Raw genomic sequence first — 24,108 nt, forward strand, 5'->3', positions numbered from 1 at the left:
TGTGCCGTCCGATGGAGTACCGCCCGCCGAATCTAACCCAGACCTGGAGCAGCTCCAGCGTGATCGGTTCGTTGCGAAGCGGATTGTAATCCGCTAACCTCGCGACCGAGTGAAGCGGATGACTATCCGCTCCTCGTTCGCCGCCACCACCACCGTCGGGCACCCGCCCGGACGAGCTGCGGAAAGAGACCTGTGGACATCTCACTCGAAGTCAACGGCAGTACCGAACAGCTGGACGTCGATCCCGGCGTCACCCTCCTGGACGCGCTGCGCGAGCGCCTCGGCGTCACGGGCCCGAAGAAGGGCTGCGACCGCGGACAGTGCGGCGCGTGCACCGTGCACGTCGACGGCCGCCCCGTGCTGTCCTGCCTGACCCTGGCCGCCACCGTCAAGGCGCCGGTCACCACCGTCGAAGGGCTGTCCACTGAGGACAGGCTGCACCCGGTGCAGCAGGCGTTCGTCGACCAGGACGCCCTGCAGTGCGGGTTCTGCACCGCCGGGCAGGTCATGTCGGCGGTCGCCGCCGTCGAGCAGGACGTCGAGGACGTGCGGGAGTTCATGTCCGGCAACATCTGCCGGTGCGCGGCCTACCCGAACATCGTCAAGGCCGTCGAGCAGGCGAGGCGGGCCGATGCGACCCTTTGAGCTGACCGCCCCCACCACGGTCGAAGACGCGCTGGCGACGTCCGGCACCTTCCTGGCCGGCGGCACCACGCTGGTCGACCTCATGAAGCTCGACGTCCTCACCCCGGCGCACGTCCTGGACATCAACCAGGTGCCCTTGCGCGGCATCGACACGAGCGACGGCCTGCGCTTCGGCGCGCTGGAGCGAATGAGCGCCATCGCCGCGCACCCGCAGGTGTACCCGGCGATCTCGCGCGCGCTGCTGCTGAGCGCGTCGCAGCAGATCCGGAACATGGCGAGCATCGGCGGGAACCTGTTGCAGCGCACGCGCTGCACGTACTTCCGCGACGTCGCTTCGCCGTGCAACAAGCGTGAGCCGGGCAGCGGCTGCCCGGCGCTCGAAGGCGCCAACCGGATGCACGCGATCCTCGGCACGAGCGACTCGTGCGCGGCCACGCACGCCAGTGACGTCGCCGTCGCCCTGGTTGCGCTGGACGCCCGCGTCAAGCTGGCCGACGCCGAAGGCACCCGCGAAGTCCCCCTGCGCGAGTTCTACCAGCTGCCCGGCGACACCCCGGCGCTGGAGAACGACCTGCGCCCCGGCGAGCTGATCACCGAGGTGATCGTGCCGCGGCTGGACTGGGCCGCGAACTCCACCTACGTCAAGGTGCGCGACCGCCAGTCCTACGAGTTCGCGCTCTGCTCCGCCGCGGTCGCGCTCGACGTGCGCGACGGCGCGATCGCCGACGCGCGGATCGCGGCCGGCGGCGTCGGCACGGTGCCGTGGCACCTGCCCGCCGTCGAGGACGCCCTGCGTGGCGCCCCGGCGACGCAGGGCACCTTCGAAGCCGCCGCGGCCGTGGCCGCCGACGGCGCGCGTCCGTTGGCCGGCAACGGGTTCAAGGTGTCGCTGCTGAAGCGGACCATCGTCCGCGCGCTGCTCGAACTGACCGAGGGGAGCTCCCGATGATCACCCGGCTCGACGCGCCGCTGAAGGTCACCGGCGGGGCCAAGTACGGCGCCGACCACACCTTCCCCGGCCAGCTCTACGGCTACGTCGTGCTCAGCACGATCGCCCACGGCGAGCTCGAAGCGATGGACTTCTCGGCCGTCCGCGCGGCGCCCGGCGTCGTCGGCGTGTACTCGCCGTTCGACCAGCTGAAGCTGAAGACGGCGACCTCGCCGCTGTTCGGCGAGACGTGGGTTCCGTTGCAGACCAAGGAAGTCACCTACTACGGCCAGCCGATCGGCTTCGTCGTGGCGGAGACGTTCGAGCAGGCGCGCGACGCCGCGGGGCTGGTCGAGGTCACCTACCGCGAGCTGCCCGCGAAGACGTCGCTGGCCGAAGGCCTCGCCGACGCCGAGGACGCGCCCCCGGGGCGCGACGGCGAAGGGCCGACGCTCGAAATCCTCGAGGACGGCGTCGAGTCCATCGAGGACGCGTTCGCCGCGAGCCCGGTCGTGGTCGAAGCGACCTACTCGACCGCGACGCAGAACCACGCCGCGATGGAGCCGCACTCGGCCGTCGCGGTGTGGGACGGCGGCGAGGTGACCGTCTACAGCGGCAACCAGGCGTCGAACCTGCAGGCGATGGAGCTGGCCAGCGCGCTCGACGTGCCGCTGGAGGCCGTGCACTGCGTGAACCCGTTCGTCGGCGGCGCGTTCGGCGGCAAAGGGCGGACGTCGTCGCCGGCGTTCCTGGCCGCCGCGGCCGCACGCGACCTCGGCCGGCCGGTGAAGTCGACGCTGACCCGCGAGCAGGTCTTCACCGCGACCGCCGGCCGGGCCGCGACGGTCCAGACCATCAAGCTCGGCGCCGAGCGGGACGGCAGCCTGGTCGCGCTGAGCCACGACTCGTGGTGCAGCACCGACACCGCGCGCTCGTTCGTCGAACCGACGTCGCACGGCACCTCGCGCGAGTGGTACGCGACGCGGAACCTGGCCATCAGCCAGAAGATCGTGCCGCTGAACGTCCCGCCGACCACGTTCATGCGCGCCCCGGGCGAGGCGCCGGGCTCGTTCGCGCTGGAGAGCGCGATGGACGAGCTCGCCGAAGCACTCGGCGTGGACCCGGTCGAGCTGCGGATCAAGAACAACTCGATCGCCCCGCCGGGCAAGGACCTGCAGTGGGCCAGCAAGCACCTCGACGAGTGCTTCCGCGTCGGCGCGGCCCGGTTCGGCTGGCAGCACCGCCGGCCGGGCGGGCACACCGACGGCGACTGGCTCGTCGGCATGGGTGTGGCCACCGCGATGTTCCCCGCCCTGCGCTTCCCGGCCACCGTCGGCGTCACGCTCAACGCCGACGACACCGCCGTCGTCGGGACGAGCGGCGCGGACCCGGGCACCGGCCTGCTGACCGTGCTGTCCCTGATCGGCGCCGAGTCGCTGGACATCCCGGCCGACCGGATCACCCCGAAGCTCGGCGACTCGGCCCTGCCGCCGGGTGGCCTCTCCGGCGGTTCGACGGCGACGGCGAGCGCGGGCACGGCCATCATGATCGCCGCCACCAAGGCGATCGACGAGCTGGTGGCCCTCGCTTCCGACCCGGGCGCGCCGTTCGAAGGCGCCGAAGTCACCTACGCCGACGGCCGCGTCTTCGCCGACGGCCGAACCATGACCTTCGGTGAGCTGCTGCGGGCACTGGGCCGCGAGAAGCTCGAGGTGACCGGTTCGTCGGCGCCCGGCGAGGAGCTGACCAAGCACTCGTTCAGCTCGTGGGGCGCCCAGTTCGTCGAGGTCCGCGTGCACAAGTGGACGCGTGAGGCACGCGTGTCGCGGATGCTCGGCGTGTTCGACGCGGGCCGGATCATCAACGACAAGGCGGCCCGCAGCCAGCTCATGGGCGGCATGATCTGGGGCGTCTCGGCCGCACTGCACGAGGGTCTGGAGATCGAAGCGAACGGCCGGCTCGCGAACGGCGACTTCGCGAGCTACCTGCTGCCGGTGAACGCCGACATCCCGGAGGTCGACGTCCAGCTCGTCGAGTACCCGGACACGCTGCACAACGCGGTCGGCGCGCGCGGGGTCGGCGAGATCGGCACGGTCGGGATGGCCGCGGCGGTCGCGAACGCCGTGCACAACGCCACCGGCATCCGCGTCCGGCACATCCCGATCACCATCGAGGACCTGCTCGAAGACTGACCGCTCGATCGGAAATTCACGGCGTCCTGGCCCACCTGGTGAATCCGGGCCAGGGCGCCGTTATCCATCCGCGACAACACCGGCGACGGTTCGCCCATGACGGCGGACCGTCCACGGTCCTAGGCTGGCGGGCACTCTCCCCGATCTTCCCAGAAGGGACCACCCGGCATGACCGATCCGGTCGTCACCACCACTTCCGGCCCGGTCCGCGGTCAGGTCACCGCCGCCGGCGTCGCGCTGTTCCGCGGCATCCCCTACGCCGCCGCCCCCGAGGGCGAACTGCGCTTCGCCGAGCCCGTCCCCGCCCCACCGTGGGACGAGGTCCGCGACACGAGCAGACCCGGGCCGACCGCGCCGCAACGCCGCCACGACGTGCCCGGGCTGGACCTGTCGCCGATCACCGGCGCCGGCTGGCGGCCGGGCCCGGAGTATCTGACCGCTGACGTCTGGACCCCGCAGCTGGGCGCGGCCGGCCTGCCGGTGCTCGTGTTCGTGCACGGCGGCAACTTCCTCGGCGGCGCCGGCTCGGCTTCGGCACTCGACGGGACGTCGTTCGCGCGTGCCGGCTCGGTACTGGTCAGCGTGCAGTACCGGCTCGGCGTCGACGGGTTCCTCCCGCTCGAAGGCGGCGCGACCAACCTCGGGCTGCGTGACCAGCTCGCGGCCCTGCGCTGGGTCCAGGAGAACATCACCGAGTTCGGCGGCGACCCCCGGAACGTCACGCTGATGGGCTCGGCCTCCGGCGCGGTCAGCGTCGCCTGCCTGCTCGGCTCCCCGCTCTCACCGGGCCTCTTCCACCGCGCCATCGTCCAAAGTGGACATCCGAACATGGTCCGCGACGGCGTCCAGGCCCGGCGGCTGGCCAAGGTGATCGCCGACGAGCTGAAGGCCGAGCCGACCGCCGAGGCGTTCCGCAAGGTCTCGACCGAGCAGCTGCTCGACGCCCAGGACGCCGTGCTGCGCCCCGGCGGCGCGCCCGACCTGCGCGACGCGCTGGGCTACGACCGCGGCTACGGGCTCAGCCCGTTCCTGCCGGTGATCGGCGACGACGTCCTGCCGCACCACCCGGGCCAGGCGATCCGGGCCGGCGCGGGCCGCGACGTCGACCTGGTCGTGGGCAGCTGCAGCGAGGAGATGCGGCTCTACCTGGTGCCCAGCGGCGCGGTCGAGGCGGTCACCGACGACCAGGCGGTGGCGTCGCTGGCGGTGTCCCACCCGGACCCGGTGGGCGTCCTGACGCGCTACGGCCTCGGCGCGGACCGCTCGGCGGGCGAAGTCCTCGTGGCGGCCCTGACCGACCTCGTCTTCCGCGACGGGGTGAAGGAGCTGGCCGAAAACCACGGCGGCCGGACGTTCCGCTACGAGTTCGAGTGGGGCTCGCCCCTGCTCGACGGCGCGCTGGGCGCGTGCCACGGGCTCGAGCTGCCCTTCGTGTTCGACGCGCTGGACGGCCTGTCCGGTCCCCGCGGCCTGCTGGGCGAGCAGCCACCGCGAGAGCTGGCCCGCGAGCTGAACACCGCCTGGCACCGGTTCGCGGCGAGCGGTTCGCCCGGCTGGCCGGAGTACACCGGCGAGGACACGGTGTTCCACACCTACTAGCCGGTGCCGCGTTCCGCTTCTGACCGGACCAGTCCCCTTGCTCCACCGGGCTGGACCCGGCTCCGGGCAGTTGACGAGTCCCCCGCCGCGCTGCCAGGCTCAGGCCGCCCGGACGGCCGGATGAATGGGGACCACCGATGCCCGAGGCGGGCTCTGCCGCACCGCCGCGCACGCTCGTTCGCACGCTGTTGCGCAGTGGCACACCCGCGGAACCGGCCGAGCCCCCCGACGAGAGCGGCGACCTGACCGCGATCGGCGACGCGACGCTCGCCCGGGCCGCCCGCTACTGGGTCGTCGTGCCGCTCGCCTACCGGATCGCGGCGTTCGTCAAGGTGTTCATCGGCTTCGCCGCGGCGAACGGGCGGCTCGGGCTCGCCCCGGTGCTGGCCGCCACCGTGTTCGCCGTCGCGGCCAACACCGCCGCGGTGGCCTGGGTCCTGCGGGCCGGCGGGTTGCGCGCCCGGGGCAGCGGCCGGATCCTCGCCCTGGACCTGGCGGTCGGGGTGGCGCTCAACTTCGCCGTCGCCGCGACCGCCCCGGCGGCGGTGCAGCCCTTCGCCGTGGACGTGTCGTGGACCTGGCTGGTCGGCGCGGTCGCGATGTGGGCGGGCACGTCCGGGCTGCCCTCGGCGCTGTGGCTGCTGGTGGCCGCGCTCCCGCTCCGGGCGGCGCTCACCCTGGCCGGCGGCCTGCCGCTGACCGACCAGCTCTCCGTGACGCGCTCGATCGGCTGCATGATCGCGCTGGCGGTGGCGATCGTGCTCGCCGCGGGCATCCTGATCCTGCTGGGCGCCGGGACGCGGTTCGCCGTCGACATCGGGATCCGCCGCGGCCGCGAAGCCGAGCGCCGCCGGACGCGGCGCATCATGCACGACAGCGTGCTGCAGACGCTGGAAGCGCTCGCCATTTCGGCCCCGGGCGACGACGCCCACGCCGTGAGCCGGCTGTCGGAGGTGCGGTCGGTCGCCAAGGCCGAGGCCGCCGAGATCCGCCGCCGGATCACCGAGCCGGTGCCGACCGGGCTGACGCGCGGGTTCGCGGTCGAGCTCGCCGACGTCGCGACGGAGATGGCCCGCGACGGCCTCCGCACCCAGCTGGTCGCCGCGGACTTCGCCGACGACCACAAGCTCTCCCAGGACCGCCGCACGGCGATGTGCGAGGCGGTCCGGGAAGCGTTGCGCAACACGGTGAAGCACTCCGGCACGAAGCAGGTCGTGCTGCGCGTGGAAGAACGCGACGGCGGAATCGCGGTGGTGGCCCGGGACCAGGGCGCGGGCTTCGACGTCCACGAACGGCCCCCGGGCTTCGGCATCACGCAGTCGATCGTGGCGCGCCTGGCCGAGGTGGGCGGCCACGGCACAGTGGACTCCCAGCCGGGCCGCGGCACCCGCGTGACGATGTGGGTGCCGAGCTAGGCGGCGATGAGCCGGGCGACCTCGGTGGCGTGGGTGAACACGAGCCCGTGGTCGGCCTCGACCCAGGACGTCACCACTTCGGGCTGTTCCCGCCGGAGCCGTTCGACGCCGGCCCGCCAGTTCCGGTTGACCCGCACGACGAGCTCGTCGTCACCGGCGCCGGCCATCGACGTCGACGCGATCAGCGAGACCGGCCGGTCGATCTCGCGGTAGCGGCCGAGGATCCGGGACCGGACGGCGTCGATCTCGAGGTTCAGCCCGAGGATCTCCGGCCCGGTCAGCACCACCCGGCGCGCGGTGTCGCGCCGGGCCCGCTGCTCGGTCGCCATCTCGTCCCACATGCCGCGGAACAGCGGCAGGTCGGCCTCGGTGAGGAAGGGCTCGGGCACCGGGATCGCGCCGTCGACGAGCACGAGCCGCTCGACGGCGCCGGGATGCTCGGCGGCGTAGTGCGCGGCCAGGTCCGCGCCCAGTGAATAGCCCACCAGCACCGGCTTCTCGACCTCGGCCAGAACGGCGGCGAGGTCGTCGAGGAAACCGGCGAAGGAGTAGTCGCCGGCGGCCGAGGCGAGGCCGTGGCCCCGGAGGTCGAGGGTCAGCACGTCGTGGTCGCGCCGCAGCAGCGTGGCCAGCTCGCGCAGATCGGCCTGCGTCGCGTTGAGCCCGGGACACAGGACCAGCGGGCGGCCCGCACCGCCGCGCGAGACCGGGATCGTGACGCCGTCGTGGTGCACCGTGAACTGTCGCATCACGGCCGACCCTAGTCCCGCGCCCGACGTCAACGGCTCTGCGCGGCGGTCCAAGACCGCCGGGGCCCGCCGGGCGCACCATGCCCGGACCAGCTACCGCCGGGAGGAAATCCCATGTCCGACGCACTTCGCAGAGACGCTCTGGGTACGCCGGGGGTCGTCTTCCTCGTGCTCGCCGCCGTCGCGCCGCTCACCGGCATCGTCGTCATCGCCTCGCTCGGCATCGCGCTCGGCAACGGCGGTGGCATGCCCGGCGCGTTCCTGCTCGCCGCCGTGATCCTCGTGCTCTTCGGGGTCGGCTACGCGCAGATGAGCAAGGTCGTCACCGGCGCCGGCGGGTTCTACGTCTACGTCACCAAAGGCCTCGGCCGCCCGCTCGGCCTGGTCGCGGCGCTGATCGCGCTGCTGGGTTACAACTGCTTCGTCGCCGGCGCGGTCGGGACGAGCGGGTTCTTCACCGCGAACGTCGTCGAGCAGGTTTTCGGGTGGCACTCGCCGTGGCAGCTGTGGAGCCTCTTGTCCGCGGCCGCGGTGTTCGCGCTCGGGCGGCGCGGGGTAGACGTCAGCGCGAAGGTGCTCGGGGTTTCGCTGGTCCTCGAGGTGTCGATCCTGCTGGTCCTCGACGTCGCGGTCGCCGTGCGGACCGGGCTCGACGTCCACGCGTTCACCCCCGGCGTGGTTTTCTCCGGCTCGGTCGGGATCGCGTTCCTGTTCGCCTTCAACGCTTTCGTCGGCTTCGAAGCCACCGGGCTGTTCAGCGAGGAAGCCCGCGACCCGCACCGGACGATCTCCCGCGCGACCTACACGGCGATCGTGCTCATCGGCGTCTTCGCCGCGTTCACGACGTGGGCGGTGGTCAGCGCGACGAGCGTCGCCCAAGCCGGGCAGACCGCCCAGGACCACCTCGCCACCGGCGACCTCGTCTTCTCGATCAGCCACACGTACCTGGGCTCGTTCCTCACCGACGTCATGATGCTGCTGCTGGTCGTCAGCCTCTTCGCGGCCCTGCTGGCGCTGCACAACTCCGCGACGCGCTACCTGTTCGCGCTGGGCCGGGCCCGCGTGCTGCCCGCGGCTCTCGGCCGGACGAAGGCGAACGGCGCGCCCTACATCGCGAGCGGGACGCAGATCGGGTTCGCGACGCTGATCGCCGCGGTGTACGCGCTGGCCGGGCTCGACCCGCTGGCCGACCTCACCGCCAGCATGACCGGCATCGGCACGCTCGGCGTGATCGCGCTGCAGGCCCTGGCCGGGATCGCCGTCGTCGCGTTCTTCCGCAAACGCCGCGATCCCCGGCTCTGGCGGACCGCCGTCGCCCCGGGCCTCGGCGGGCTCGGCCTGATCGCCGTGACGACGCTGGCGTTCTTCAACTTCCCCACCCTCGCCGGCTCCGACGCGCCGGCGATCGCGCTGCTGCCGTGGCTGCTGGCCGTCGCGGTGGTCGGCGGGCTCGGGCTCGCGGCCTGGCTGCGCAGCCGCCGGCCGGAGGTCTACGCGGGCCTGGACGAGCTGGGGCTCGAAAGCGTGGCTTCCTAGGCCGCGTGCCGGATGTCGCGCTCGGCGGCCAGGCTCGCGCGGCAGGCCTCGGTCAGCCGCGCGGTGGCCGCGCTACCGCCGTGCCCACAGCGCGGGCAAGTCATCAAGACGGTCCCGGTCAGCTCGTCGACGGCGACCGACAGCTCGGTCCGGCAGCCGCGGCACCAGCGGTGCCGGGTGACCGGGCTGACGTGCGCCGGCGAAGCGACGCACTGGTGGATCCACCGGCCGTGCACGTGGCAGGTCAGACGGTCGTCCGGCGCCAGCAGGCCCATGTCCTCGGCGTCGTCTTCGGTGGCGAGCAGGACCGGCAGGCTGCGGAGACGGGCCGGGGCGGCGGGGCAGGTCGTGGCGGTCATCGTGGTCCCCTTTCGCTACCCACGCGTCGAAGCAGCACAGCGGGAATCGACACGCTGGCCGGATTTCGGTGGTTCTTGGCATTCCAGCCACTCCCCGGCGGCGCGCGCGACCGATAGCTTCGGCCCGTGTCGAAGATCTTGCTCTCCATCCACGTCCTGGCCGCGGTGCTGGCCGTCGGCCCGGTCGCCGTCGCGGCCGGCATGTTCCCCGCCGCGGTCCGCCGGGGCGACGTCAAGGCCGCGACCCTGCTGCACCGGATCTGCCGCGTGTACGCCTACGCCGCCGTCGCGGTGCCGGTGTTCGGGTTCGGCGTCGCGGGCACGATGCACGTCATGGGCGACCCGTGGCTGCTCGTGTCGATCGGCCTGACCGCCGTCGCGGCCGCGGTGCTCGGCTTGCTGGTGCTGCCACGGCAGAAGCGCCTGCTGGCCGAAGAGTCCACTTCGGACGTCCTCGGCCGGCTGGCGATGTTCACCGGCGTGTTCAACCTGCTGTGGGCCGCGGTCACGGTGCTGATGATCGTGCGGCCCGGCTCGTCGACCGGGGCCTAGTCAGGCACCCGGACCGCGACGAAGTCCGGCCGCTGCCGCAGCGCGAACCCGAGTGAGAGGTAGAGCCGGATCGCGGAGGTGTTGCTCGCCGCCGCGTGCATCATCGGCGTCTCGCCGCGCTCGCGGATGCCCGCCGCCACGGCGAGCACGAGCCGGGTCGCCAGGCCCTGGCCGCGGTACGCCGGGTCGGTGCAGACAGCGCTGATCTCGGTGTAGCCGGGCGGGTGCAGCCGCTCCCCGGCCATCGCGACCAGCGCGCCGTCGCGCCGGATGCCGAGGTAGGTGCCGAGCTCGATCGTCCGCTTCCGGAACGGCCCGGGCTTCGTCCGCTCGACGAGGTCGAGCATCTCGGGCACGTCCGCGAGCCCGAGCCGCACGGCCTCCGGCTCCGGCGCGACGGCGATCCCCTCGTCGACGAGCTGGACGCCGGGGAGCGCGTCGAGCACCTCCCACCCGGCGGGCGGGCGCGCGGCGGTGGCGGCGATGACGACGGTCGCGCCGGGGCCGGCGAGCCCTGCGACGTCGAGCCAGTCCTGCTCGCCGGGGTCGTCGGGCAGGGCGAGGAAGGGAGCGACGTCCTCGGGGTAGCGCAGGACGCGCCCCCGCCGTTCCGCGAAGCGGGCGTGCGGACCGTTCAGCGACGCCCACGTCGGGTTGTCGAGCGGAGAAGCCATACCGCCAGGATGCGTGAACCCGCCAGGGGCGCGGCGCGGCTCCCACATCCTGAACGTCGGTAGGGTGCGCTCGTGGGTTCCCAGGTCCCGGTGTGGATTCCGATCATCGTCGCGCTGTTCGGCCTGGCCGGCGTGCTCCTCACCCAGGTGCTGTCCGGCCGCCGCGAGACGAAGCGGATGGTCGAGGAGGCGGCTCGCGAGGAACGCCGCTGGCAGCGTGAACGCGAAGCACGCACACACGAGACGAGGGCCGAAGCCTACGCGCAGCTGATGGGCGTGCTCGAGGCGTTCGACGGGGTGCTGTTCCAGGCCCGCGCGGTCCGCGAGGCGGGCGACCAGCTCGACGAGCACCAGGTCACCGAGCTGCGCGAGGTGCGCAGCGAAGCCCAGCACGCGCTCGGGCCCGTCGTCCTGCACGCGCCGGAGGCGGTGCGGAAGCTGGTCAGCGACGCCACGCTCCCCCGGATGCGGCTGGCCGCGGGACTGCTGGACTCGGACGGCGACACCACGAAGCTGCGGCAGGCCTGGGACGCCGGCCAGCGCGGCTACCGCATCATGCGGGCCCGGATGCGTGCCGACCTGGGCTTCGACGCCGAGGCCGTGGAAGAGCTGTACCCCGATCAGCCGACGGTCGTCAGTTCCTCGTCGGAGAGCACCTTGTCGCCGACCGAGACGACCAGCCTGCCGCCGCCGACCTTGTAGCTGTAGTCGCCGTTCTTCGCGACGAAGCCGTCACCCGAGGCTTCCGCGGGCAGCAGGATGTGGGTGTTGTCCGACGCGGCCTGGCCCCGGGCCTGGCCGTCGTAGAAGACGCGCCCGTCGGGGACCTGGCAGACCGTGATGAGCGTGCGCCCGGTCTGGGCCACCAGCAACGCCGTCCCCGCGCCGCCGGGCAGGTAGCGGGAAGCGTCCCCGGGGCACGGCTTCCCGGCGGGGGTGCTCGACGGCGGGGTCGACGTCGACGGCGTGACCGGCGGGGTCAGCGCGTCCGCGGTCGTGACGACGGTCTTGGTCGTCGGCAGCGCGGGCGTGGTGTAGGACGGGAACGGCCCGGACGCCGACGGTGACGGCTTCGAGCGGCCGGCGAACAGCAGGACCCCCACCACCGCGACGACGGCGACCGCCATCAGGGTGAGCAGCACCCACAGCGCCCGCGCCCGAGCGCGGCCCGGGGCCAGGCTCGCACAGGTCCGGCACCGCTGCGCCGCGCCGTCGTTGTCGGTGCCGCACTGCGCGCAGATCCAGGGGGTACCCGCCATCGGGCCTCCTTCGGCCCGGCGTTCTCGCACGCCGGGCCTCCATCGTCACCGACGGAGGCACCGGCTGCAACGGCCGTTAGGCCTGCTGAACGACGTTGACCATCCACGGGATGCCGAACTTGTCGACGCAGGACCCGAATTCGTCGCCCCACATCTGCTTTTCGAACGGAACCGTCACGGTGCCGCCGTCGCTCAGCTTGTCCCAGTAGCCACGCAGGTCGCCGGCGTCGTCACCGCTGAGGCTGACCGTGATGTTCGTGCCCGGCGTGTACTCCATCCCGGCCGGGGTGTCCGACGCCATCAGGGTGAAGCCGTTGTCGGTCTCCAGCTGCGAGTGCATGACCTTGTCCGCGTCCGCTCCTTCGGGTGAACCGAATTCCCCGAAGGTGTTCACCTTCAGCGTGCCGCCGAAGACGCTCTTGTAGAACTCCATGGCCTGGCGCGCCTCGGCGCGGAAGCTCAGGTACGGGTTGAGCACGGAAGCCACTGCGATCTCCTTCTGCTCGGACGAGAGCAGCATCTTCGCAGAAGCCCGTGACCTCGACAAACGCGAGAATTTCAGACGACGAACCGGCGGTGCGCGTGCGGCTCCAACGGCAGCGCGCCGTGCAGCGCCGCCCGGGCGCGCAGCTCGAGCGCGCGGTCCAGGGCCCCGGTCCCGGCGGCCGCCGCGGCGTGGAACGTGCCGCGGTCGAACAGGTAGACCAGGGCGAGCTTGCGGCCCCGGCGCCCGTCCGGCTCGGCGAACTCGACGGTCGCGGACCGGAGGCAGCCGCCGTAGCCGGCGCGGGCCAGCCGGTCGGCGACGTCCACCAGGTCGCTGGTCAGCACGCGCAGGTCGCGGTTGCGGCGCCAGCACCGGACGGTCGAGCGCCCGTGGAGGTCCTGCGTCACCAGCGGGTGCACCGGCAGCCGGGCCGACGTCGCGGCGATCAGCTCCGCTTCGGTGCGCGCCAGCGCGTCCCCGTCCACCTTGAAGCCGACCGTGCCGCCGCCGGTGGGCGTGAGGCCGAGGGCGGCGCGCATCCGCGGGGCGGCCGCGGCGAGGGTGTAGAGGGACTGCAGGTGCGGGCGGGAAGTCCAGCATCGGACGAGCTTGCTGTCCAGCAGGGTCATGTGTCCTGTCTCCGGTCGAGAAAGACCGCCGGGCCGGGCGCACTGGCAATGTCCACAGTGGACGTCAGGCGCGGGGACGCGGGGTCGGAAAGGACAGCATGCGCCCGCCCTGCCCGGTTCCGGAGCGGAACCACGCCGGCACGCGGCGAACGGCAGCACTTCGCCGCCGAACGGTCACTCCCGGTCAGGTTCAACCGATCAGCGGTACCCCGCCCGCCTCACGCGGTCGTGATCACGACCTTCCCGAGGTTCTCCCGGCTGCCGAAGTGCCGGAACGCTTCGACGGCCCTGTCGAACGGGTGAACGCTGTCGACGACCGGCTCGATCGGGCGGACCGTGAGCCACCGGACGAGGTCCTCGGTGTCCTGCCGGCTGCCGACCCAGATCTTCCGCACGGTCGCGCCGCTGCGGAAGAGGTCCATGTAGTCGATCGGCGGCCCCTCGGTGCCGACGAACCCGACGACCGCGATGTCGGCGTGGTTCGTCCCGGCCGCGACGAGCGACTGCGCGAACGTGCCGGGCCCGCCGACCTCGACGATCCGGTCCACCCCGCGGCCACCGGTCGCGTCGAGCACGGCCTTGCCCCACTCGGGAGTGGCCCGGTAGTCGATGACGACGTCGGCGCCGAGCTCGGTCAGCTTCGCGGCCTTCGCCGGGCTCGACGTCGTCGCGACCACCCGCGCCCCGTGTGCCTTCGCCAGCTGCAGGGCGAACAGTGACACCCCGCCGGTGCCGAGGGTGAGCACGGTCTCGGCCGGGCCGAGGCCGCTGAGCGACGTCCAGGCCGTGACGGCGGCGCACGGCAGCGTCGCGCCCTGCTCGTAGGTGAGCGAGTCCGGCAGCGCGACGACGGCCTGCTCGGAGACGGCGCGGTACTCCGCCAGCCAGCCGTCCTGGGCGTTGCCGTACCCGCGGAGGGTCTCCGCGGCCGGCAGCCGGCCGCCGAACCAGGCCGAGTGGAAGCTGGTGAGCACCCGGTCGCCGACGGCGAACCGCGTGACGCCTTCGCCGACCGCGGCGACCTCGCCGGCGGCGTCGGACACCGGGATCAGGCCGCCGGGCCCGTTGGTGAAGTGGTCGCCGCCGAGGATGAGCAGGTCGCGGTAGTTCAGCGAAGCCGCCTCGACCCGGACGAGCACCTCCCCGCGCTGCGGCTCGGGCACCGGCTCGTCGCGGCGGACCAGGCGGCCGGTTTCCTGACGGTAGACACGCACCGCGGAACTCCCTCATGTTAATCGATTGGCTAACATCGACCATGGCACAACGGTCCACGTCCCGGCAACCGGGGATACTCGGGACATGGCCAGCCGCACCGCGAACCCCTTGGACCACCCGGCCCTCGAGGACGTCTCCTTCCCCGAGGCGCTGGAGGCGCTGCGCGACCCGTACCGGCTGGCCATGGTGGCCGCGCTCGCCCGCGAACCCGGCCAGTCGTGCGGCGCGATCATGCCGCCGGTCAGCAAGCCCGCGGCGTCGCGGCACTTCAAGATCCTCCGCGCGGCCGGCCTGCTCAAGCAGTGGGACAGCGGCACGCAGCGGCTGAACGCGTTGCGGCGCGAGGAGTTCGACGCCCGCTTCCCGGGCCTGCTCGACCTGGCACTCGCCGAGGCCGCTCGCCTGCCGGACTGATTTCCGCCCCAATCGCCCGAACCAGTCATTTAGCATTGCTAATAGTTCTGAGTCAGAGCTACCTTGGGGGCATGACCGAACTCGCCGAACGGCTGCTGGGCGCCGTCCAGGGCCTGCGCCGGGTCGTGCGCCGCCGGGTGCGGGCCGACGTGCCGGGCTTCCCGTTGCCCGGCGCGCAGGTCGAGGTCCTGCGCGTGGTGGCCGACCACCCCGGGATCGGCGTCGGCGCGACCGCGCGCGAGCTGCACCTGGCGACCAACTCGGTGAGCACGCTGGTGAACCAGCTCGCCGACGCCGGCCTGCTGCGCCGCGAACCCGACCCCGCCGACCGGCGCGCCACCAGGCTGGAGATCACCGACACCGCCCGCGACCGGATGGCCTCGTGGCGGCGCGTCCGGACCGAGCTCGTCGCCGGCGCGCTCACCGGATTGTCCGAAGCGGACATCCTGACGATCGAACAGGCGTTGCCGGCCCTGGAAAAGCTCATGGGCATCCTGAAGGAGCAGCCATGACCGAACCCGCGGTGCGGTGCACCGAGCTGAGCCATTCGTTCGGCGCGACCCGCGCGGTCGACGGCGTCGACCTGGAGATCCACGCCGGCGAGGTGTTCGGGCTGCTCGGCCCGAACGGCGCGGGCAAGACGACCACCCTCCGGATGATCACGACGCTGCTGCCGACGTCGCCGGGGCACATCACCGTCTTCGGCGTCGACGTCGCGCGGCGGCGGATGGCCGTGCGGCGGCTGATCGGCTACGTGCCGCAGCAGCTGTCCGCCGACGGCGCGCTGACCGGGCGCGAGAACGTCGCGTTGTTCGCGCGGCTGTTCGACGTGCCCCGCGCACGGCGGGCGCCGCAGGTGGGCAGCGCGCTCGAGCTGGTCGGGCTGACCGACGACGCCGACCGCACCGCGAAGACGTACTCCGGCGGCATGATCCGCCGGCTCGAACTGGCCCAGGCCCTGGTCAGCTCGCCACGGCTGCTGATCCTCGACGAGCCGACGATCGGGCTCGACCCGGTCGCCCGCTCGTCGGTGTGGGAGCGCATCTCGGAGATCCGGGCGGCGACCGGGATGACCGTGCTCGTCACCACCCACTACATGGACGAAGCCGAGCAGTACTGCGACCGCGTCGCGCTGATGCACACCGGCCGCATCCGCGCGCTGGGCACCCCGGCCGACCTGGAGGCCGGCCTCGGTCCGGAGTCCACTTTGGACGACGTGTTCCGCGCGGTCACCGGGAACCGGCTGCAGAGCGAAGAAGGAGGGATCCGCAGTGTCCGTGCCACTCGCCGCACCGCCCGCCGTCTCGGCTGACCCGGGCCCGCTCGGCCGGCTGCGCGTGCTCATCGCCCGCGTCGGCGCGATGTGCCTGGTGGAGCTGCAGAAGCTGCGCCGCGACCAGACCGAGCTGCTCACCCGGGCGATCCAGCCCGCGCTGTGGCTGCTGATCTTCGGGGAGACGTTCACCCGGCTGAAGGCGATCCCGACGGGCTCGACACCGTACCTCGACTACCTGGCGCCGGGCATCCTCGCGCAGTCGGCGTTGTTCATCGCGATCTTCTATGGCATCCAGATCATCTGGGAGCGCGACGCGGGCGTGCTCGCGAAGCTGCTCGTGACGCCGACCCCGCGCGCGGCGCTCGTGGCCGGGAAGGCGTTCGCGGCCGGGGTCCGCGCGCTCGTCCAGGCGCTGATGGTGCTGATCCTGGCCGCGGTGCTCGGCGTCGGGCTGACCGTGAACCCGCTGAAGCTGCTGGCGATGGCCGTCGCGCTCGTGCTCGGGTCGGCGTTCTTCTGCTGCCTGTCCATCGTGATCGCCGGGATCGTGCTGTCGCGGGAACGGCTGATGGGCATCGGGCAGGCCATCACCATGCCGTTGTTCTTCGGCTCCAACGCGCTGTACCCGGTGGACCTGATGCCGTCGTGGCTCAAGGTGATCAGCCACGTGAACCCGTTGAGCTACCAGGTCGACGCGCTGCGCGGGCTGCTGATCGGCACGCCGGCGCACCTCGGGCTCGACTTCGCCGTGCTGGCCGTGGCGACCGCCGCCGCGATCGCCGTCGCTTCGGGACTGCTCGGCAGGTTGGCCCGTTGAGGCACATGTCTCACCGAACGGAAGCTTCATTCCCCGATGGCTAATCTCGGTTTCGTGAATGGTCGCCCTGGCGTGTTCTCTTTTGCCGGTTTGTGCGTTCTCGCCGGAATCCTGGTGGCGGGCACGATGGCGCCCGTCGCCCTCGGCGCCGGCCTGCTGTCGAACCAGGTGAGCGATTCGGTGGACGCCATTTCCGCCCAGCTCGCCGCGGCCGATCCGCCGCTGACCACGACGGTGACCGATCGCGACGGCACGCCGATCGCGACGCTCTACGCGCAGTACCGGCTGCCGGTCACCGCGGCCGGGATCGCGACGACGATGAAGGCCGCCATCATCGGGATCGAAGACCGCCGCTTCTACACCGAAGGCGGCGTCGACGTGCAGGGCATGCTCCGCGCGGCGATCAACGACAGCGCCGGCGGCGCGCTGCAGGGCGCGTCGACGATCTCGCAGCAGCTCGTCAAGAACTACCTCGTGAACGTGGTCGACCGGACCAACCCGATCGCGCAGCAACAAGACCGCGAAGACTCGCTCGCGCGCAAGCTGCGCGAGGCGAAAATGGCCGTCCAGCTCAACGACATCATGAGCAAGGACGACATTCTGGCGAATTACCTCAACGTGGTCGAATTCAGCGGAACGGTGTACGGGGTCGCCGCCGCGGCGAAAGCCTATTTCGGGACGACGGCGGACAAACTGACCGTGCCGCAGGCGGCGTTGCTCGCCGGGATGGTGAACAACCCCAGCGTCTACAACCCGTACACCCACGCCGATCGGGCGCTGCAACGCCGCAACCTCGTCATCGACGCCATGGTTTCCAACGGTTCGCTCCCCGCGTCCTACGCGGCGACGGCCAAGGCAGCGCCGCTCGGGCTGCTGCCGAACGGCCCGGTGACACCGTCGGGGACGTGCATGGGCGCGGCGCCGGACGCGGGATTCTTCTGCGCGTACGCCGAAAACTACCTCGCGCACGCCGGGTTCACGCCCGACCAGCTGGCCACCGGCGGGTACACGATCAAGACCACGCTCGACCCGCGAGTCTCGCAGGTGACGAAGGACGCCGTCGACGCGAACGTGCCGACCACGCAGGACGGCGTGGCGAACACCTTCGCCGTCGTGCAGCCGGGCGCGAGCGGCCACCAGGTGCTCGCCATGGTCGCCAACCGGAACTACGGCACCGACCCGGCGCAGGGCGAGACGTCGACGGACATCGTCGCCGACGCGAGCAACGAGTTCGGCGCGGGCTCGTCGTTCAAGATCTTCACGTCGGCGGCGGCGCTCGTCAGCGGGAAGGCCGGCCTCGAAACGCCGTTGCCGAACCCGGACAGCCAGTGCTTCCCCGTGCCGGACGCGCACGCGTCCTGCTACACCGTCCACAACGACGGTCACTACGCCGACCCGATCAGCCTCGCCGACGGCCTCGCGACGTCGCCGAACGTCGCCTTCGTCGGGCTGGAGAGCCAGGTCGGGATGCCCGCCGTGCTGGACATGGCCTACAAGCTGGGGCTGCGCACCACCTTGGCGACCAACGACGCGGGAGCCGCGCCGGACCCGGCGTCGGGCAACCCGCAGTACAACCAGCCGCAGTCGAAGTACTTCCAGAACCTGCTGTCGTTCACCCTGGGCAACAGCCCGGTCAGCCCGCTGGAGATGGCGAACGTCTCGGCGACGCTGATGAGCGGCGGCGTCTGGTGCCCGCCGAACCCGATCCTGTCGGTGACCGACCGGAACGGCGCTTCGGTGCCGGTGTCGCAGCAGGCGTGTCAGCAGGTCATCCCCACCGGCGTCGCGAACACCCTGGAAGCCGGGCTGAGCAAGGACACCACCGAGGGCACGTCGGCCCAGGCGGCGCACGCGGCCGGCTGGACGCGGCCGGACATCGGCAAGACGGGCACGACCCAGCAGAGCGAGTCCGTCGCGTTCGTCGGCGGGGTCGACGGCTACGCGGTGTCGTCGATGGTCTTCGCCGACGGCTCGCACCCGCGCGAGATCTGCCCGGGCACACCGGTGCACCTGGGCAACTGCGGGCACGGCGCGTTCGGCGGCACGGTCGCGGCGCCGCCGTACTTCCACGCGATGAGCCAGCTGCTCGCCGGCGTGCCCGACCAGCCGATCCCCGGCCCGGACCCGGCGTACCTGACCGCGCGGGACTAGCGCGGTTCGAGGAAGACGAGCGGGATCTCCCGGTCGGTCTTCGTCTGGTACGACGCGTAGTTCTTGAAGTCGCCGGAGATCTTGGGCCACAGCCTCGCGCGCTCCTCGGCGTCGGCGACCCGGGCGTGCATGGGGCGCTTCGGGGCGCCCTTCAGGGACACCTCGACGTCCGGGTTGTCGCGCAGGTTGAGGAACCACGCGGGGTGCGTGTCGTCACCACCCCTGCTCGCCACGACGACCAGCGTGTCACCCTCCTGGTGCGGTGAGGTCAGCAGCACCGACCGCGGCTGCCCGCTCTTGCGGCCGGTCGTGGTGAGCTCGAGGACGGGCATGGCGGCCTGCCAGCCCACCTTGCCGCCGCTGAGCTTGATCAGGCCGCGGTGCACGGCGTTCATGGTCTTGAGGACGAAGTCGCTCGGCATGATCACAATCTAGTCCCCGAGTTCCCCGAAACCGCCACGCGGCGACGCGCCGGTGTGCGACGCTGCGCGGCGACGGAAGACCTGGCAGAAAGAAGTACCGATGTTGATCTGGGGCTGGCGCACACGCGTCTACGTACTGGCGATGACGACCTTCCTGTGCGGCCGGTGCGGCAACCCGGCGTCGCACGCGGTGCGCAAGGCGGTCACGAAGTTCACGCTGTTCTTCATCCCGCTCTTCCCGATCAGCGTCAAGTACAGCGCCCAGTGCACGTTCTGCGGTGTCGAGAACCGGATCCCGAAGGAAGACGCCGTCCGCCTGCAGGCGCAGGAGGAGCAGGGTGGGGCCGGGCAGCAGGCGCTGCCGCAGGGTGCTCCGCAGTCCCAGGGTTTCCCGCAGCAGCAGCCGCCGTCGCAGGGTTTCCAGCCGCCGCACCCCTCGCAGCCGCAGGGGTTCCCGCAGCCGCAGCACCCTTCGCAGGGGTTCCAGCAGCAGTACCCGCAGCAGGGCCAGTACCCGAACCAGGGCAACTGAACCACTGAGCTTTCGAGGGCCGGGACCGCACCGCGGACCCGGCCCTCACTCGTCGAACCTCAGGCGCCGACCACGGCGAACCCGGCGGTCCGCCGCGCGATCCCCACCGCGATCCGGGCGAACCGGTCATAAACCTCACCGAGCAGCACCACGTCGATCGCGGCGCCCGGCCACTCGCACCGGCCGGCCCACGCGCGCAGCTCCCGCCCCGCCGCCGTGGCGAGCGCGACCGCCTCGTCCAGCCCGCTGCCGTCCCCACCCGCCAGCAGCTCCCCCAGCGCCCGGGCCACGGCGACCGAGTCCGAAGCCAGCCGGGCGAGCACCGGCCGCGCCGCCGACGGCACGGGTCGCCGTGCTTGGGCGACCTCCCGCGCAAGTCCACCCATCCGAGTGAGATCGGCAGCGGTGTGCACGGCGGCGACGACCGCTTTCACGTCCTCCTCCCGCGGCGCGTGCAGGGCCAGCAGCGCACACGCCTGGTCCTCGCACGCGGCCCCGAGCGCGGCCGCCGCCGCGGCCTGCTCCCGCGCACGTCCGCCCAGCGTGAGATCACTTTCGAGGGCGGCCCGCGTGGCTTCTTCACAGGCCATCGCGACGAGCCCGCACAGGTCGGCCAAGCGGTGGGCGAGGGTGACCAGCTCCTGCTGAAACGCGGTCGGCATGGCGGCAGGAAACCAGTCCGGCCGGGGGTCGGCATCTCGTCCCCCCGACCCGGAATTGTCGGACCCCCGTGCTCTCCTCGACGGCAAGAGCGGTGCACCCCGCACCGGAGGAGAAGGAGAGACCGATGGCAGGCGAAACGATGGTCACCGTGGTCGGCAACCTCACGGCCGACCCCGAACTGCGGTTCACCCCGGCGGGCACGGCGGTCGCGAACTTCACGGTCGCGTCGACGTCCCGCCAGTTCGACCGCGAATCGGGCACGTGGCGCGACGGCGACGCGATGTTCCTGCGCTGCAGCATCTGGCGGCAGTACGCGGAGAGCGTCGCGGAGTCGCTGGTGCGCGGAACACGCGTGATCGCCCACGGCCGGCTGAGACAGCGGTCGTACGAGACGAAGGAAGGCGAGAAGCGCACGGTGATGGAGCTGGACGTCGACGAAATCGGCCCGTCGCTCCGCTACGCGACGGCGAAGGTGAACAAGCTCAGCCGGGCGACCGAGGGCGACGCGGGCAGCGCGTGGGCCCCGGAACCGGCCATGGCCGGCGCGGCCCCGCCGTTCTAGGCCCGTCCGTGCGCCGTCGGAGTCCGAATGCCGGTCGACGGGAAGTCGACCGGTCCTCCATCAGCGGCGGTGACCATGGGTGCGAACGCTCTGGAAAATGCCGTTCGTCGTTTTGCTGCCGATGTCGAAATCCCGTCAGCCGGTTCGACGCATCAGCAGGACGAAGCCGGACCACGAGCGGGAGGGACCGAGATGAACGGGAACGAGCAGACCGGACCGCCGGCCGTGGGCAGTGTGCTGAACCACCGGATGCTGGCCATGCTGCGAGCGGTGGCCGCGGGCCGAGGCCGGGTGACGTGCAGCAGCGAACCGGACTTGTTCATAGACGGCCTCTCCTGCGGCGACCAGTTTGCCGCCCACGCACTGGCCCACCTGGGCCTGATCCGGCCGGCCCGCCCGGGCCTGGTGGGCGAGCTGGTCCCGGCAACACTGACCCCGGCGGGCGAAGACATCGTCACGAAGGCCCAGCGCCCAGCCGCCTGAACCGCGGCGCGAAGCTTGACAACTCCAGAAGGAAGCAAGGCCGGCGGCGCGCCCCCGGAATCGGCCGCGGCAGCCCGGCAACCTGCCTGGCCGCCTCCTGATGCCCGACTCGGCCGTCGCGCCCTGCCCGGCGGCACCCGGCAGCCCCGCCAGGCCACCGCCCGCCCACGCACGGCAGCTTCCCGATGCCCGACTCGCCCTACCCGGCGCCGCCAACAGCACCCCAGCAGGCCACCGCCCGCCCACACGCGGCATCGCACGCCAGCAGCCCGGCAAACCCTCCCGATGCCCGACTCGGCCGCCCCGCCCTACCCGGCGCCGCCAACAGCACCCCAGCAGGCCACCACCCGCCCACACGCGGCATCACACGCCAGCGACCCGGCAAACCCTCCCGATGCCCAGTTCGGCCGCCTCGCCCTACCCGGCGCCGCCAACAGCACCCCAGCAGGCCACCACCCGCCCACACGCGGCATCACACGCCAGCAGCCCGGCAAACCCTCCCGATGCCCAGTTCGGCCGCCCCGCCAACGGCACCCCGGCAGCCCCCGCCACGCACGGCATCGCCCGCCAGCAGCACCTGGCAACCTTGCGAGCCCCGGCCAACCCAACCCGGCAACGCAGCCCCACCCACCGGCCCACCCGGCCCGGCCCCCGCGCCCCACCCGCCGGCGCGACTACCGTGGCGGACATGAGCAACACCGAGGCCGCCCCCGCCGAGCTCACCTGTGGCGACCGGCCCACGACCGCCGATCCCGACCGTCCGGCCGTCGAGGTCCTCACCCCGCGCGAGGTGCCCCTGGGCGGCCCGCGGGCGATGCGGGTCCGGCGCACCCTCCCCCAGCGGTCCCGTTCGCTGATCGGCGCCTGGTGCTTCGCCGACCACTACGGCCCGACCGAGGTCACCGGCGCGATGGACGTCGCGCCGCACCCGCACACCGGCCTGCAGACCGTCAGCTGGCTGTTCGCCGGCGAGATCGAGCACCGCGACAGCATCGGCTCGCACGCGATGATCCGCCCCGGCGAGCTCAACCTGATGACCGGCGGGCACGGCATCTGCCACTCGGAGGTCTCGACCCCGGCGGCGAAGACCCTGCACGGCGTCCAGCTCTGGGTGGCCCTGCCCGAGCGGCACCGCCACACTGCACGCGCGTTCGACCACTACGTCCCCTCGGTCAACCGCATCGACGGCGCCGAGATCCGGGTGTTCCTCGGCTCGCTGGCCGGGCGCACGTCCCCGATCCCGACGTTCACCCCGCTCCTCGGCGCGGAGATCGTCCTCGGCCCGGACGCCCACATGTCCCTCGGCGTGGACCCCCGCTTCGAACACGGCGTCCTGGTCGACACCGGCGACATCGTCGTCGCGGGCACCACCGTCCACGCGGCGGAGCTGGGTTACGTCGGCACCGGCGTGCGCACCTTGACGTTGAGCAACCGCGGCACCGCCCCCGCCCGGTTCCTCCTGCTCGGCGGCATCCCGTTCGACGAAGAGATCCTGATGTGGTGGAACTTCGTCGGCCGGACGCACGAGGAGATCGCCGAATTCCGCGAAGCCTGGGAGGCGGAGTCCGACCAGTTCGGCAGCGTCACGGGCTACACGGGCACCCCGCAGCGGCTGCCGGCGCCGGAGCTGCCGAAGGTCCGCATCAAGCCGAGGCGCAACCCGGGCTCAGGCCAGGAAGCCGGCCACGGCTGAGACGAACCCGGCCGGATCGTCGAGCCACGGGTAGTGCGCGGCACCGCCCAAGACGACGACCCGCCCATCGGGAAAAAGCCCCCCGAACCGATCGGCGACGCCCGGGCTGGCGATCCAGTCCAGCTCCCCGGCGAGCACCAGCACCGGAGCGCGCACACCCCCGAGCGCGCCCCGGGTCACTTCGGGTTCGAAGGCCCCATCGGCGTTGTAGACGCGCGCGGCGGCACCGTTGCGCTGACCGGGCTCGGCGGCCTGGTGCCGCTGGGCGGCGTCGTCCCAGCGCCCGTAGTACAGCGGCGCGACGGCAGCCCAGTCGGCACTGGTGGCGGTCCGGGCGGCAATCGACTCGTAGGCCGCGGCGGCGGCCTCGAACCAGGGCGCACCAAGGCGCCGGGCAATGATCCGCCGCCGCTCGGCAACGGGCAGCGCCAAGCCGACGGCCCGCGGACTGGGCGCGACCAAGGCGAGCCGGCGAAGCCGCTCCGGATACCGGGCGGCATACCCGACGGCCAGGCTGGCCCCGGCCGAGTGCCCGAGCAGGTCGAGCCGTTCGAGGCCGAGGTGCTTGCGCAGGGCCTCGACGTCCTCGATCTGCCGGTCACAGCGATAGCTCGCCGGATCCGCGGGCTCTCCGGAATCACCGGTCCCCCGCAGATCGAGCACAGCGAGCCGCCGACGGACGCCAAGGCCACCAAGGTCCCCGAGATAAGCACCGGCGCGCATCGGCCCGCCGGGCAGGCAGACAACGGGAGGCGCGCCACTGTCCCCGCGGAGGTGATAGGCGAGCGCGGTCCCATCCGGCGCGGAGAAGATCGGCATTCCCGACCCTGACACCTCCCAGCCACCCGGGCAACCC

27 protein-coding genes are annotated in these 24,108 nt (G+C 72.3%); 17 read left to right on the forward strand and 10 right to left on the reverse strand.

Annotation, left to right across the window (positions count from 1 at the left end):
* Nucleotides 1-192: 192 nt before the first annotated feature.
* The 5 genes from M8542_RS28215 (at nucleotide 193) to M8542_RS28235 (ending at nucleotide 6,779) form a co-directional block, all read left to right on the forward strand.
* Complete coding sequence (locus M8542_RS28215; RefSeq protein WP_257923285.1) at nucleotides 193-645, forward strand: (2Fe-2S)-binding protein; 453 nt, start codon at nucleotides 193-195, stop codon at nucleotides 643-645.
* A complete protein-coding gene (locus M8542_RS28220; protein WP_257923286.1) occupies nucleotides 632-1,594 on the forward strand; it encodes an FAD binding domain-containing protein in 963 nt (320 codons plus the stop codon). Before M8542_RS28215 ends, M8542_RS28220 begins: the two co-directional genes overlap by 14 nt.
* Complete coding sequence (locus M8542_RS28225) at nucleotides 1,591-3,765, forward strand: xanthine dehydrogenase family protein molybdopterin-binding subunit (protein WP_257923287.1); 2,175 nt, start codon at nucleotides 1,591-1,593, stop codon at nucleotides 3,763-3,765. The genes M8542_RS28220 and M8542_RS28225 overlap by 4 nt, the downstream gene beginning before the upstream one ends.
* A gap of 168 nt (nucleotides 3,766-3,933) precedes the next feature.
* Complete coding sequence (locus tag M8542_RS28230) at nucleotides 3,934-5,364, forward strand: carboxylesterase/lipase family protein (RefSeq protein ID WP_257923288.1); 1,431 nt, start codon at nucleotides 3,934-3,936, stop codon at nucleotides 5,362-5,364.
* 137 nt (nucleotides 5,365-5,501) lie between these two features.
* Complete coding sequence (locus tag M8542_RS28235; protein WP_257923289.1) at nucleotides 5,502-6,779, forward strand: sensor histidine kinase; 1,278 nt, start codon at nucleotides 5,502-5,504, stop codon at nucleotides 6,777-6,779.
* On the opposite strand, the gene M8542_RS28240 is transcribed toward M8542_RS28235, so the two are convergent.
* Nucleotides 6,776-7,528: an alpha/beta fold hydrolase gene (locus tag M8542_RS28240; protein WP_257923290.1), complete on the reverse strand. Its 753-nt coding sequence runs from the start codon at nucleotides 7,526-7,528 to the stop codon at nucleotides 6,776-6,778. The genes M8542_RS28235 and M8542_RS28240 overlap by 4 nt on opposite strands.
* Before the next feature lie 114 nt (nucleotides 7,529-7,642).
* Here M8542_RS28240 and M8542_RS28245 point away from each other — a divergent pair, with 114 nt between their 5' ends.
* Entirely contained in the window at nucleotides 7,643-9,064 is a 1,422-nt protein-coding gene (locus M8542_RS28245) for an APC family permease (protein WP_257923291.1), read from the forward strand.
* Here M8542_RS28245 and M8542_RS28250 read toward each other — a convergent pair.
* Nucleotides 9,061-9,423, reverse strand: coding sequence for a hypothetical protein (locus tag M8542_RS28250; RefSeq protein WP_257923292.1), 363 nt, complete (start codon nucleotides 9,421-9,423; stop codon nucleotides 9,061-9,063). The two genes, M8542_RS28245 and M8542_RS28250, sit on opposite strands and share 4 nt — an antisense overlap.
* Before the next feature lie 126 nt (nucleotides 9,424-9,549).
* Here M8542_RS28250 and M8542_RS28255 point away from each other — a divergent pair, with 126 nt between their 5' ends.
* Nucleotides 9,550-9,975 carry a DUF2269 domain-containing protein gene (locus M8542_RS28255; protein WP_257923293.1) on the forward strand — a complete coding sequence of 142 codons (426 nt, stop codon included), beginning with the start codon at nucleotides 9,550-9,552 and terminating at the stop codon, nucleotides 9,973-9,975.
* Here the strand turns inward: M8542_RS28255 and M8542_RS28260 are convergent.
* A complete protein-coding gene (locus tag M8542_RS28260; RefSeq protein ID WP_257923294.1) occupies nucleotides 9,972-10,649 on the reverse strand; it encodes a GNAT family N-acetyltransferase in 678 nt (225 codons plus the stop codon). The genes M8542_RS28255 and M8542_RS28260 overlap by 4 nt on opposite strands.
* 72 nt (nucleotides 10,650-10,721) lie before the next feature.
* Here M8542_RS28260 and M8542_RS28265 point away from each other — a divergent pair, with 72 nt between their 5' ends.
* Entirely contained in the window at nucleotides 10,722-11,351 is a 630-nt protein-coding gene (locus M8542_RS28265) for a hypothetical protein (protein ID WP_257923295.1), read from the forward strand.
* Here M8542_RS28265 and M8542_RS28270 read toward each other — a convergent pair.
* From M8542_RS28270 to M8542_RS28285, 4 genes are all read right to left on the reverse strand, one after another.
* The gene (locus M8542_RS28270) at nucleotides 11,270-11,908 is read right to left on the reverse strand and encodes a hypothetical protein (protein ID WP_257923296.1); all 639 of its coding nucleotides are present in this window, start codon (nucleotides 11,906-11,908) and stop codon (nucleotides 11,270-11,272) included. The genes M8542_RS28265 and M8542_RS28270 overlap by 82 nt on opposite strands.
* A gap of 76 nt (nucleotides 11,909-11,984) precedes the next feature.
* Nucleotides 11,985-12,395: a VOC family protein gene (locus M8542_RS28275; RefSeq protein WP_257923297.1), complete on the reverse strand. Its 411-nt coding sequence runs from the start codon at nucleotides 12,393-12,395 to the stop codon at nucleotides 11,985-11,987.
* A gap of 71 nt (nucleotides 12,396-12,466) precedes the next feature.
* Nucleotides 12,467-13,024, reverse strand: coding sequence for a PspA-associated protein PspAB (gene pspAB, locus M8542_RS28280; protein ID WP_257923298.1), 558 nt, complete (start codon nucleotides 13,022-13,024; stop codon nucleotides 12,467-12,469).
* Nucleotides 13,025-13,242: 218 nt separating this feature from the next.
* Nucleotides 13,243-14,238 carry a zinc-dependent alcohol dehydrogenase family protein gene (locus M8542_RS28285; RefSeq protein ID WP_257923299.1) on the reverse strand — a complete coding sequence of 332 codons (996 nt, stop codon included), beginning with the start codon at nucleotides 14,236-14,238 and terminating at the stop codon, nucleotides 13,243-13,245.
* Between the two features lie 85 nt (nucleotides 14,239-14,323).
* On the opposite strand from M8542_RS28285, the gene M8542_RS28290 reads away from it, so the two are divergent.
* The 5 genes from M8542_RS28290 (at nucleotide 14,324) to M8542_RS28310 (ending at nucleotide 18,897) form a co-directional block, all read left to right on the forward strand.
* A complete protein-coding gene (locus tag M8542_RS28290) occupies nucleotides 14,324-14,653 on the forward strand; it encodes an ArsR/SmtB family transcription factor (RefSeq protein WP_257923300.1) in 330 nt (109 codons plus the stop codon).
* A 71-nt stretch (nucleotides 14,654-14,724) separates the two neighbouring features.
* The gene (locus M8542_RS28295) at nucleotides 14,725-15,165 is read left to right on the forward strand and encodes a MarR family winged helix-turn-helix transcriptional regulator (protein WP_257923301.1); all 441 of its coding nucleotides are present in this window, start codon (nucleotides 14,725-14,727) and stop codon (nucleotides 15,163-15,165) included.
* Nucleotides 15,162-15,965 carry an ABC transporter ATP-binding protein gene (locus M8542_RS28300; protein WP_257923302.1) on the forward strand — a complete coding sequence of 268 codons (804 nt, stop codon included), beginning with the start codon at nucleotides 15,162-15,164 and terminating at the stop codon, nucleotides 15,963-15,965. The genes M8542_RS28295 and M8542_RS28300 overlap by 4 nt, the downstream gene beginning before the upstream one ends.
* On the forward strand, nucleotides 15,925-16,746 hold the full coding sequence (locus tag M8542_RS28305) for an ABC transporter permease (RefSeq protein WP_257923303.1): 822 nt from the start codon (nucleotides 15,925-15,927) through the stop codon (nucleotides 16,744-16,746). The genes M8542_RS28300 and M8542_RS28305 overlap by 41 nt, the downstream gene beginning before the upstream one ends.
* Before the next feature lie 36 nt (nucleotides 16,747-16,782).
* A complete protein-coding gene (locus M8542_RS28310; protein WP_257923304.1) occupies nucleotides 16,783-18,897 on the forward strand; it encodes a transglycosylase domain-containing protein in 2,115 nt (704 codons plus the stop codon).
* On the opposite strand, the gene M8542_RS28315 is transcribed toward M8542_RS28310, so the two are convergent.
* The gene (locus M8542_RS28315) at nucleotides 18,894-19,319 is read right to left on the reverse strand and encodes a nitroreductase/quinone reductase family protein (RefSeq protein ID WP_257923305.1); all 426 of its coding nucleotides are present in this window, start codon (nucleotides 19,317-19,319) and stop codon (nucleotides 18,894-18,896) included. The genes M8542_RS28310 and M8542_RS28315 overlap by 4 nt on opposite strands.
* A gap of 100 nt (nucleotides 19,320-19,419) precedes the next feature.
* Between M8542_RS28315 and M8542_RS28320 the strand changes: the two genes are divergently transcribed.
* A complete protein-coding gene (locus M8542_RS28320) occupies nucleotides 19,420-19,851 on the forward strand; it encodes a zinc ribbon domain-containing protein (RefSeq protein ID WP_257923306.1) in 432 nt (143 codons plus the stop codon).
* Between the two features lie 59 nt (nucleotides 19,852-19,910).
* Here the strand turns inward: M8542_RS28320 and M8542_RS28325 are convergent, their stop codons facing one another.
* Nucleotides 19,911-20,513: a PhoU domain-containing protein gene (locus M8542_RS28325; RefSeq protein WP_257923307.1), complete on the reverse strand. Its 603-nt coding sequence runs from the start codon at nucleotides 20,511-20,513 to the stop codon at nucleotides 19,911-19,913.
* 125 nt (nucleotides 20,514-20,638) lie between these two features.
* Between M8542_RS28325 and M8542_RS28330 the strand changes: the two genes are divergently transcribed.
* The 3 genes from M8542_RS28330 (at nucleotide 20,639) to M8542_RS28340 (ending at nucleotide 23,252) form a co-directional block, all read left to right on the forward strand.
* Nucleotides 20,639-21,076: a single-stranded DNA-binding protein gene (locus tag M8542_RS28330; protein WP_257923308.1), complete on the forward strand. Its 438-nt coding sequence runs from the start codon at nucleotides 20,639-20,641 to the stop codon at nucleotides 21,074-21,076.
* A gap of 192 nt (nucleotides 21,077-21,268) precedes the next feature.
* The gene (locus M8542_RS28335; protein WP_257923309.1) at nucleotides 21,269-21,559 is read left to right on the forward strand and encodes a hypothetical protein; all 291 of its coding nucleotides are present in this window, start codon (nucleotides 21,269-21,271) and stop codon (nucleotides 21,557-21,559) included.
* A 688-nt stretch (nucleotides 21,560-22,247) separates the two neighbouring features.
* Nucleotides 22,248-23,252: a pirin family protein gene (locus tag M8542_RS28340; protein WP_257923310.1), complete on the forward strand. Its 1,005-nt coding sequence runs from the start codon at nucleotides 22,248-22,250 to the stop codon at nucleotides 23,250-23,252.
* Here the strand turns inward: M8542_RS28340 and M8542_RS28345 are convergent.
* On the reverse strand, nucleotides 23,226-24,071 hold the full coding sequence (locus tag M8542_RS28345; protein ID WP_257923311.1) for an alpha/beta fold hydrolase: 846 nt from the start codon (nucleotides 24,069-24,071) through the stop codon (nucleotides 23,226-23,228). The genes M8542_RS28340 and M8542_RS28345 overlap by 27 nt on opposite strands.
* Between the last annotated feature and the right edge of the window lie 37 nt (nucleotides 24,072-24,108).

Source organism: Amycolatopsis iheyensis, from assembly GCF_024703995.1.
In the GTDB taxonomy this organism is placed as follows: Bacteria; Actinomycetota; Actinomycetes; order Mycobacteriales; family Pseudonocardiaceae; genus Amycolatopsis; species Amycolatopsis iheyensis.

Excerpts from the sequence above, each read along its gene's own strand:
- M8542_RS28220 (WP_257923286.1), top strand. The coding sequence starts at position 632 with ATGCGACCCTTTGAGCTGACCGCCCCCACCACGGTCGAAGACGCGCTG.
- M8542_RS28225 (WP_257923287.1), top strand. The coding sequence starts at position 1,591 with ATGATCACCCGGCTCGACGCGCCGCTGAAGGTCACCGGCGGGGCCAAG.
- M8542_RS28230 (WP_257923288.1), top strand. The coding sequence starts at position 3,934 with ATGACCGATCCGGTCGTCACCACCACTTCCGGCCCGGTCCGCGGTCAG.
- M8542_RS28235 (WP_257923289.1), top strand. The coding sequence starts at position 5,502 with ATGCCCGAGGCGGGCTCTGCCGCACCGCCGCGCACGCTCGTTCGCACG.
- M8542_RS28240 (WP_257923290.1), bottom strand. The coding sequence starts at position 7,528 with ATGCGACAGTTCACGGTGCACCACGACGGCGTCACGATCCCGGTCTCG.
- M8542_RS28245 (WP_257923291.1), top strand. The coding sequence starts at position 7,643 with ATGTCCGACGCACTTCGCAGAGACGCTCTGGGTACGCCGGGGGTCGTC.
- M8542_RS28250 (WP_257923292.1), bottom strand. The coding sequence starts at position 9,423 with ATGACCGCCACGACCTGCCCCGCCGCCCCGGCCCGTCTCCGCAGCCTG.
- M8542_RS28260 (WP_257923294.1), bottom strand. The coding sequence starts at position 10,649 with ATGGCTTCTCCGCTCGACAACCCGACGTGGGCGTCGCTGAACGGTCCG.
- M8542_RS28270 (WP_257923296.1), bottom strand. The coding sequence starts at position 11,908 with ATGGCGGGTACCCCCTGGATCTGCGCGCAGTGCGGCACCGACAACGAC.
- pspAB (WP_257923298.1), bottom strand. The coding sequence starts at position 13,024 with ATGACCCTGCTGGACAGCAAGCTCGTCCGATGCTGGACTTCCCGCCCG.
- M8542_RS28290 (WP_257923300.1), top strand. The coding sequence starts at position 14,324 with ATGGCCAGCCGCACCGCGAACCCCTTGGACCACCCGGCCCTCGAGGAC.
- M8542_RS28295 (WP_257923301.1), top strand. The coding sequence starts at position 14,725 with ATGACCGAACTCGCCGAACGGCTGCTGGGCGCCGTCCAGGGCCTGCGC.
- M8542_RS28300 (WP_257923302.1), top strand. The coding sequence starts at position 15,162 with ATGACCGAACCCGCGGTGCGGTGCACCGAGCTGAGCCATTCGTTCGGC.
- M8542_RS28310 (WP_257923304.1), top strand. The coding sequence starts at position 16,783 with ATGGCTAATCTCGGTTTCGTGAATGGTCGCCCTGGCGTGTTCTCTTTT.
- M8542_RS28315 (WP_257923305.1), bottom strand. The coding sequence starts at position 19,319 with ATGCCGAGCGACTTCGTCCTCAAGACCATGAACGCCGTGCACCGCGGC.
- M8542_RS28320 (WP_257923306.1), top strand. The coding sequence starts at position 19,420 with ATGTTGATCTGGGGCTGGCGCACACGCGTCTACGTACTGGCGATGACG.
- M8542_RS28325 (WP_257923307.1), bottom strand. The coding sequence starts at position 20,513 with ATGCCGACCGCGTTTCAGCAGGAGCTGGTCACCCTCGCCCACCGCTTG.
- M8542_RS28330 (WP_257923308.1), top strand. The coding sequence starts at position 20,639 with ATGGCAGGCGAAACGATGGTCACCGTGGTCGGCAACCTCACGGCCGAC.
- M8542_RS28335 (WP_257923309.1), top strand. The coding sequence starts at position 21,269 with ATGAACGGGAACGAGCAGACCGGACCGCCGGCCGTGGGCAGTGTGCTG.
- M8542_RS28340 (WP_257923310.1), top strand. The coding sequence starts at position 22,248 with ATGAGCAACACCGAGGCCGCCCCCGCCGAGCTCACCTGTGGCGACCGG.
- M8542_RS28345 (WP_257923311.1), bottom strand. The coding sequence starts at position 24,071 with ATGCCGATCTTCTCCGCGCCGGATGGGACCGCGCTCGCCTATCACCTC.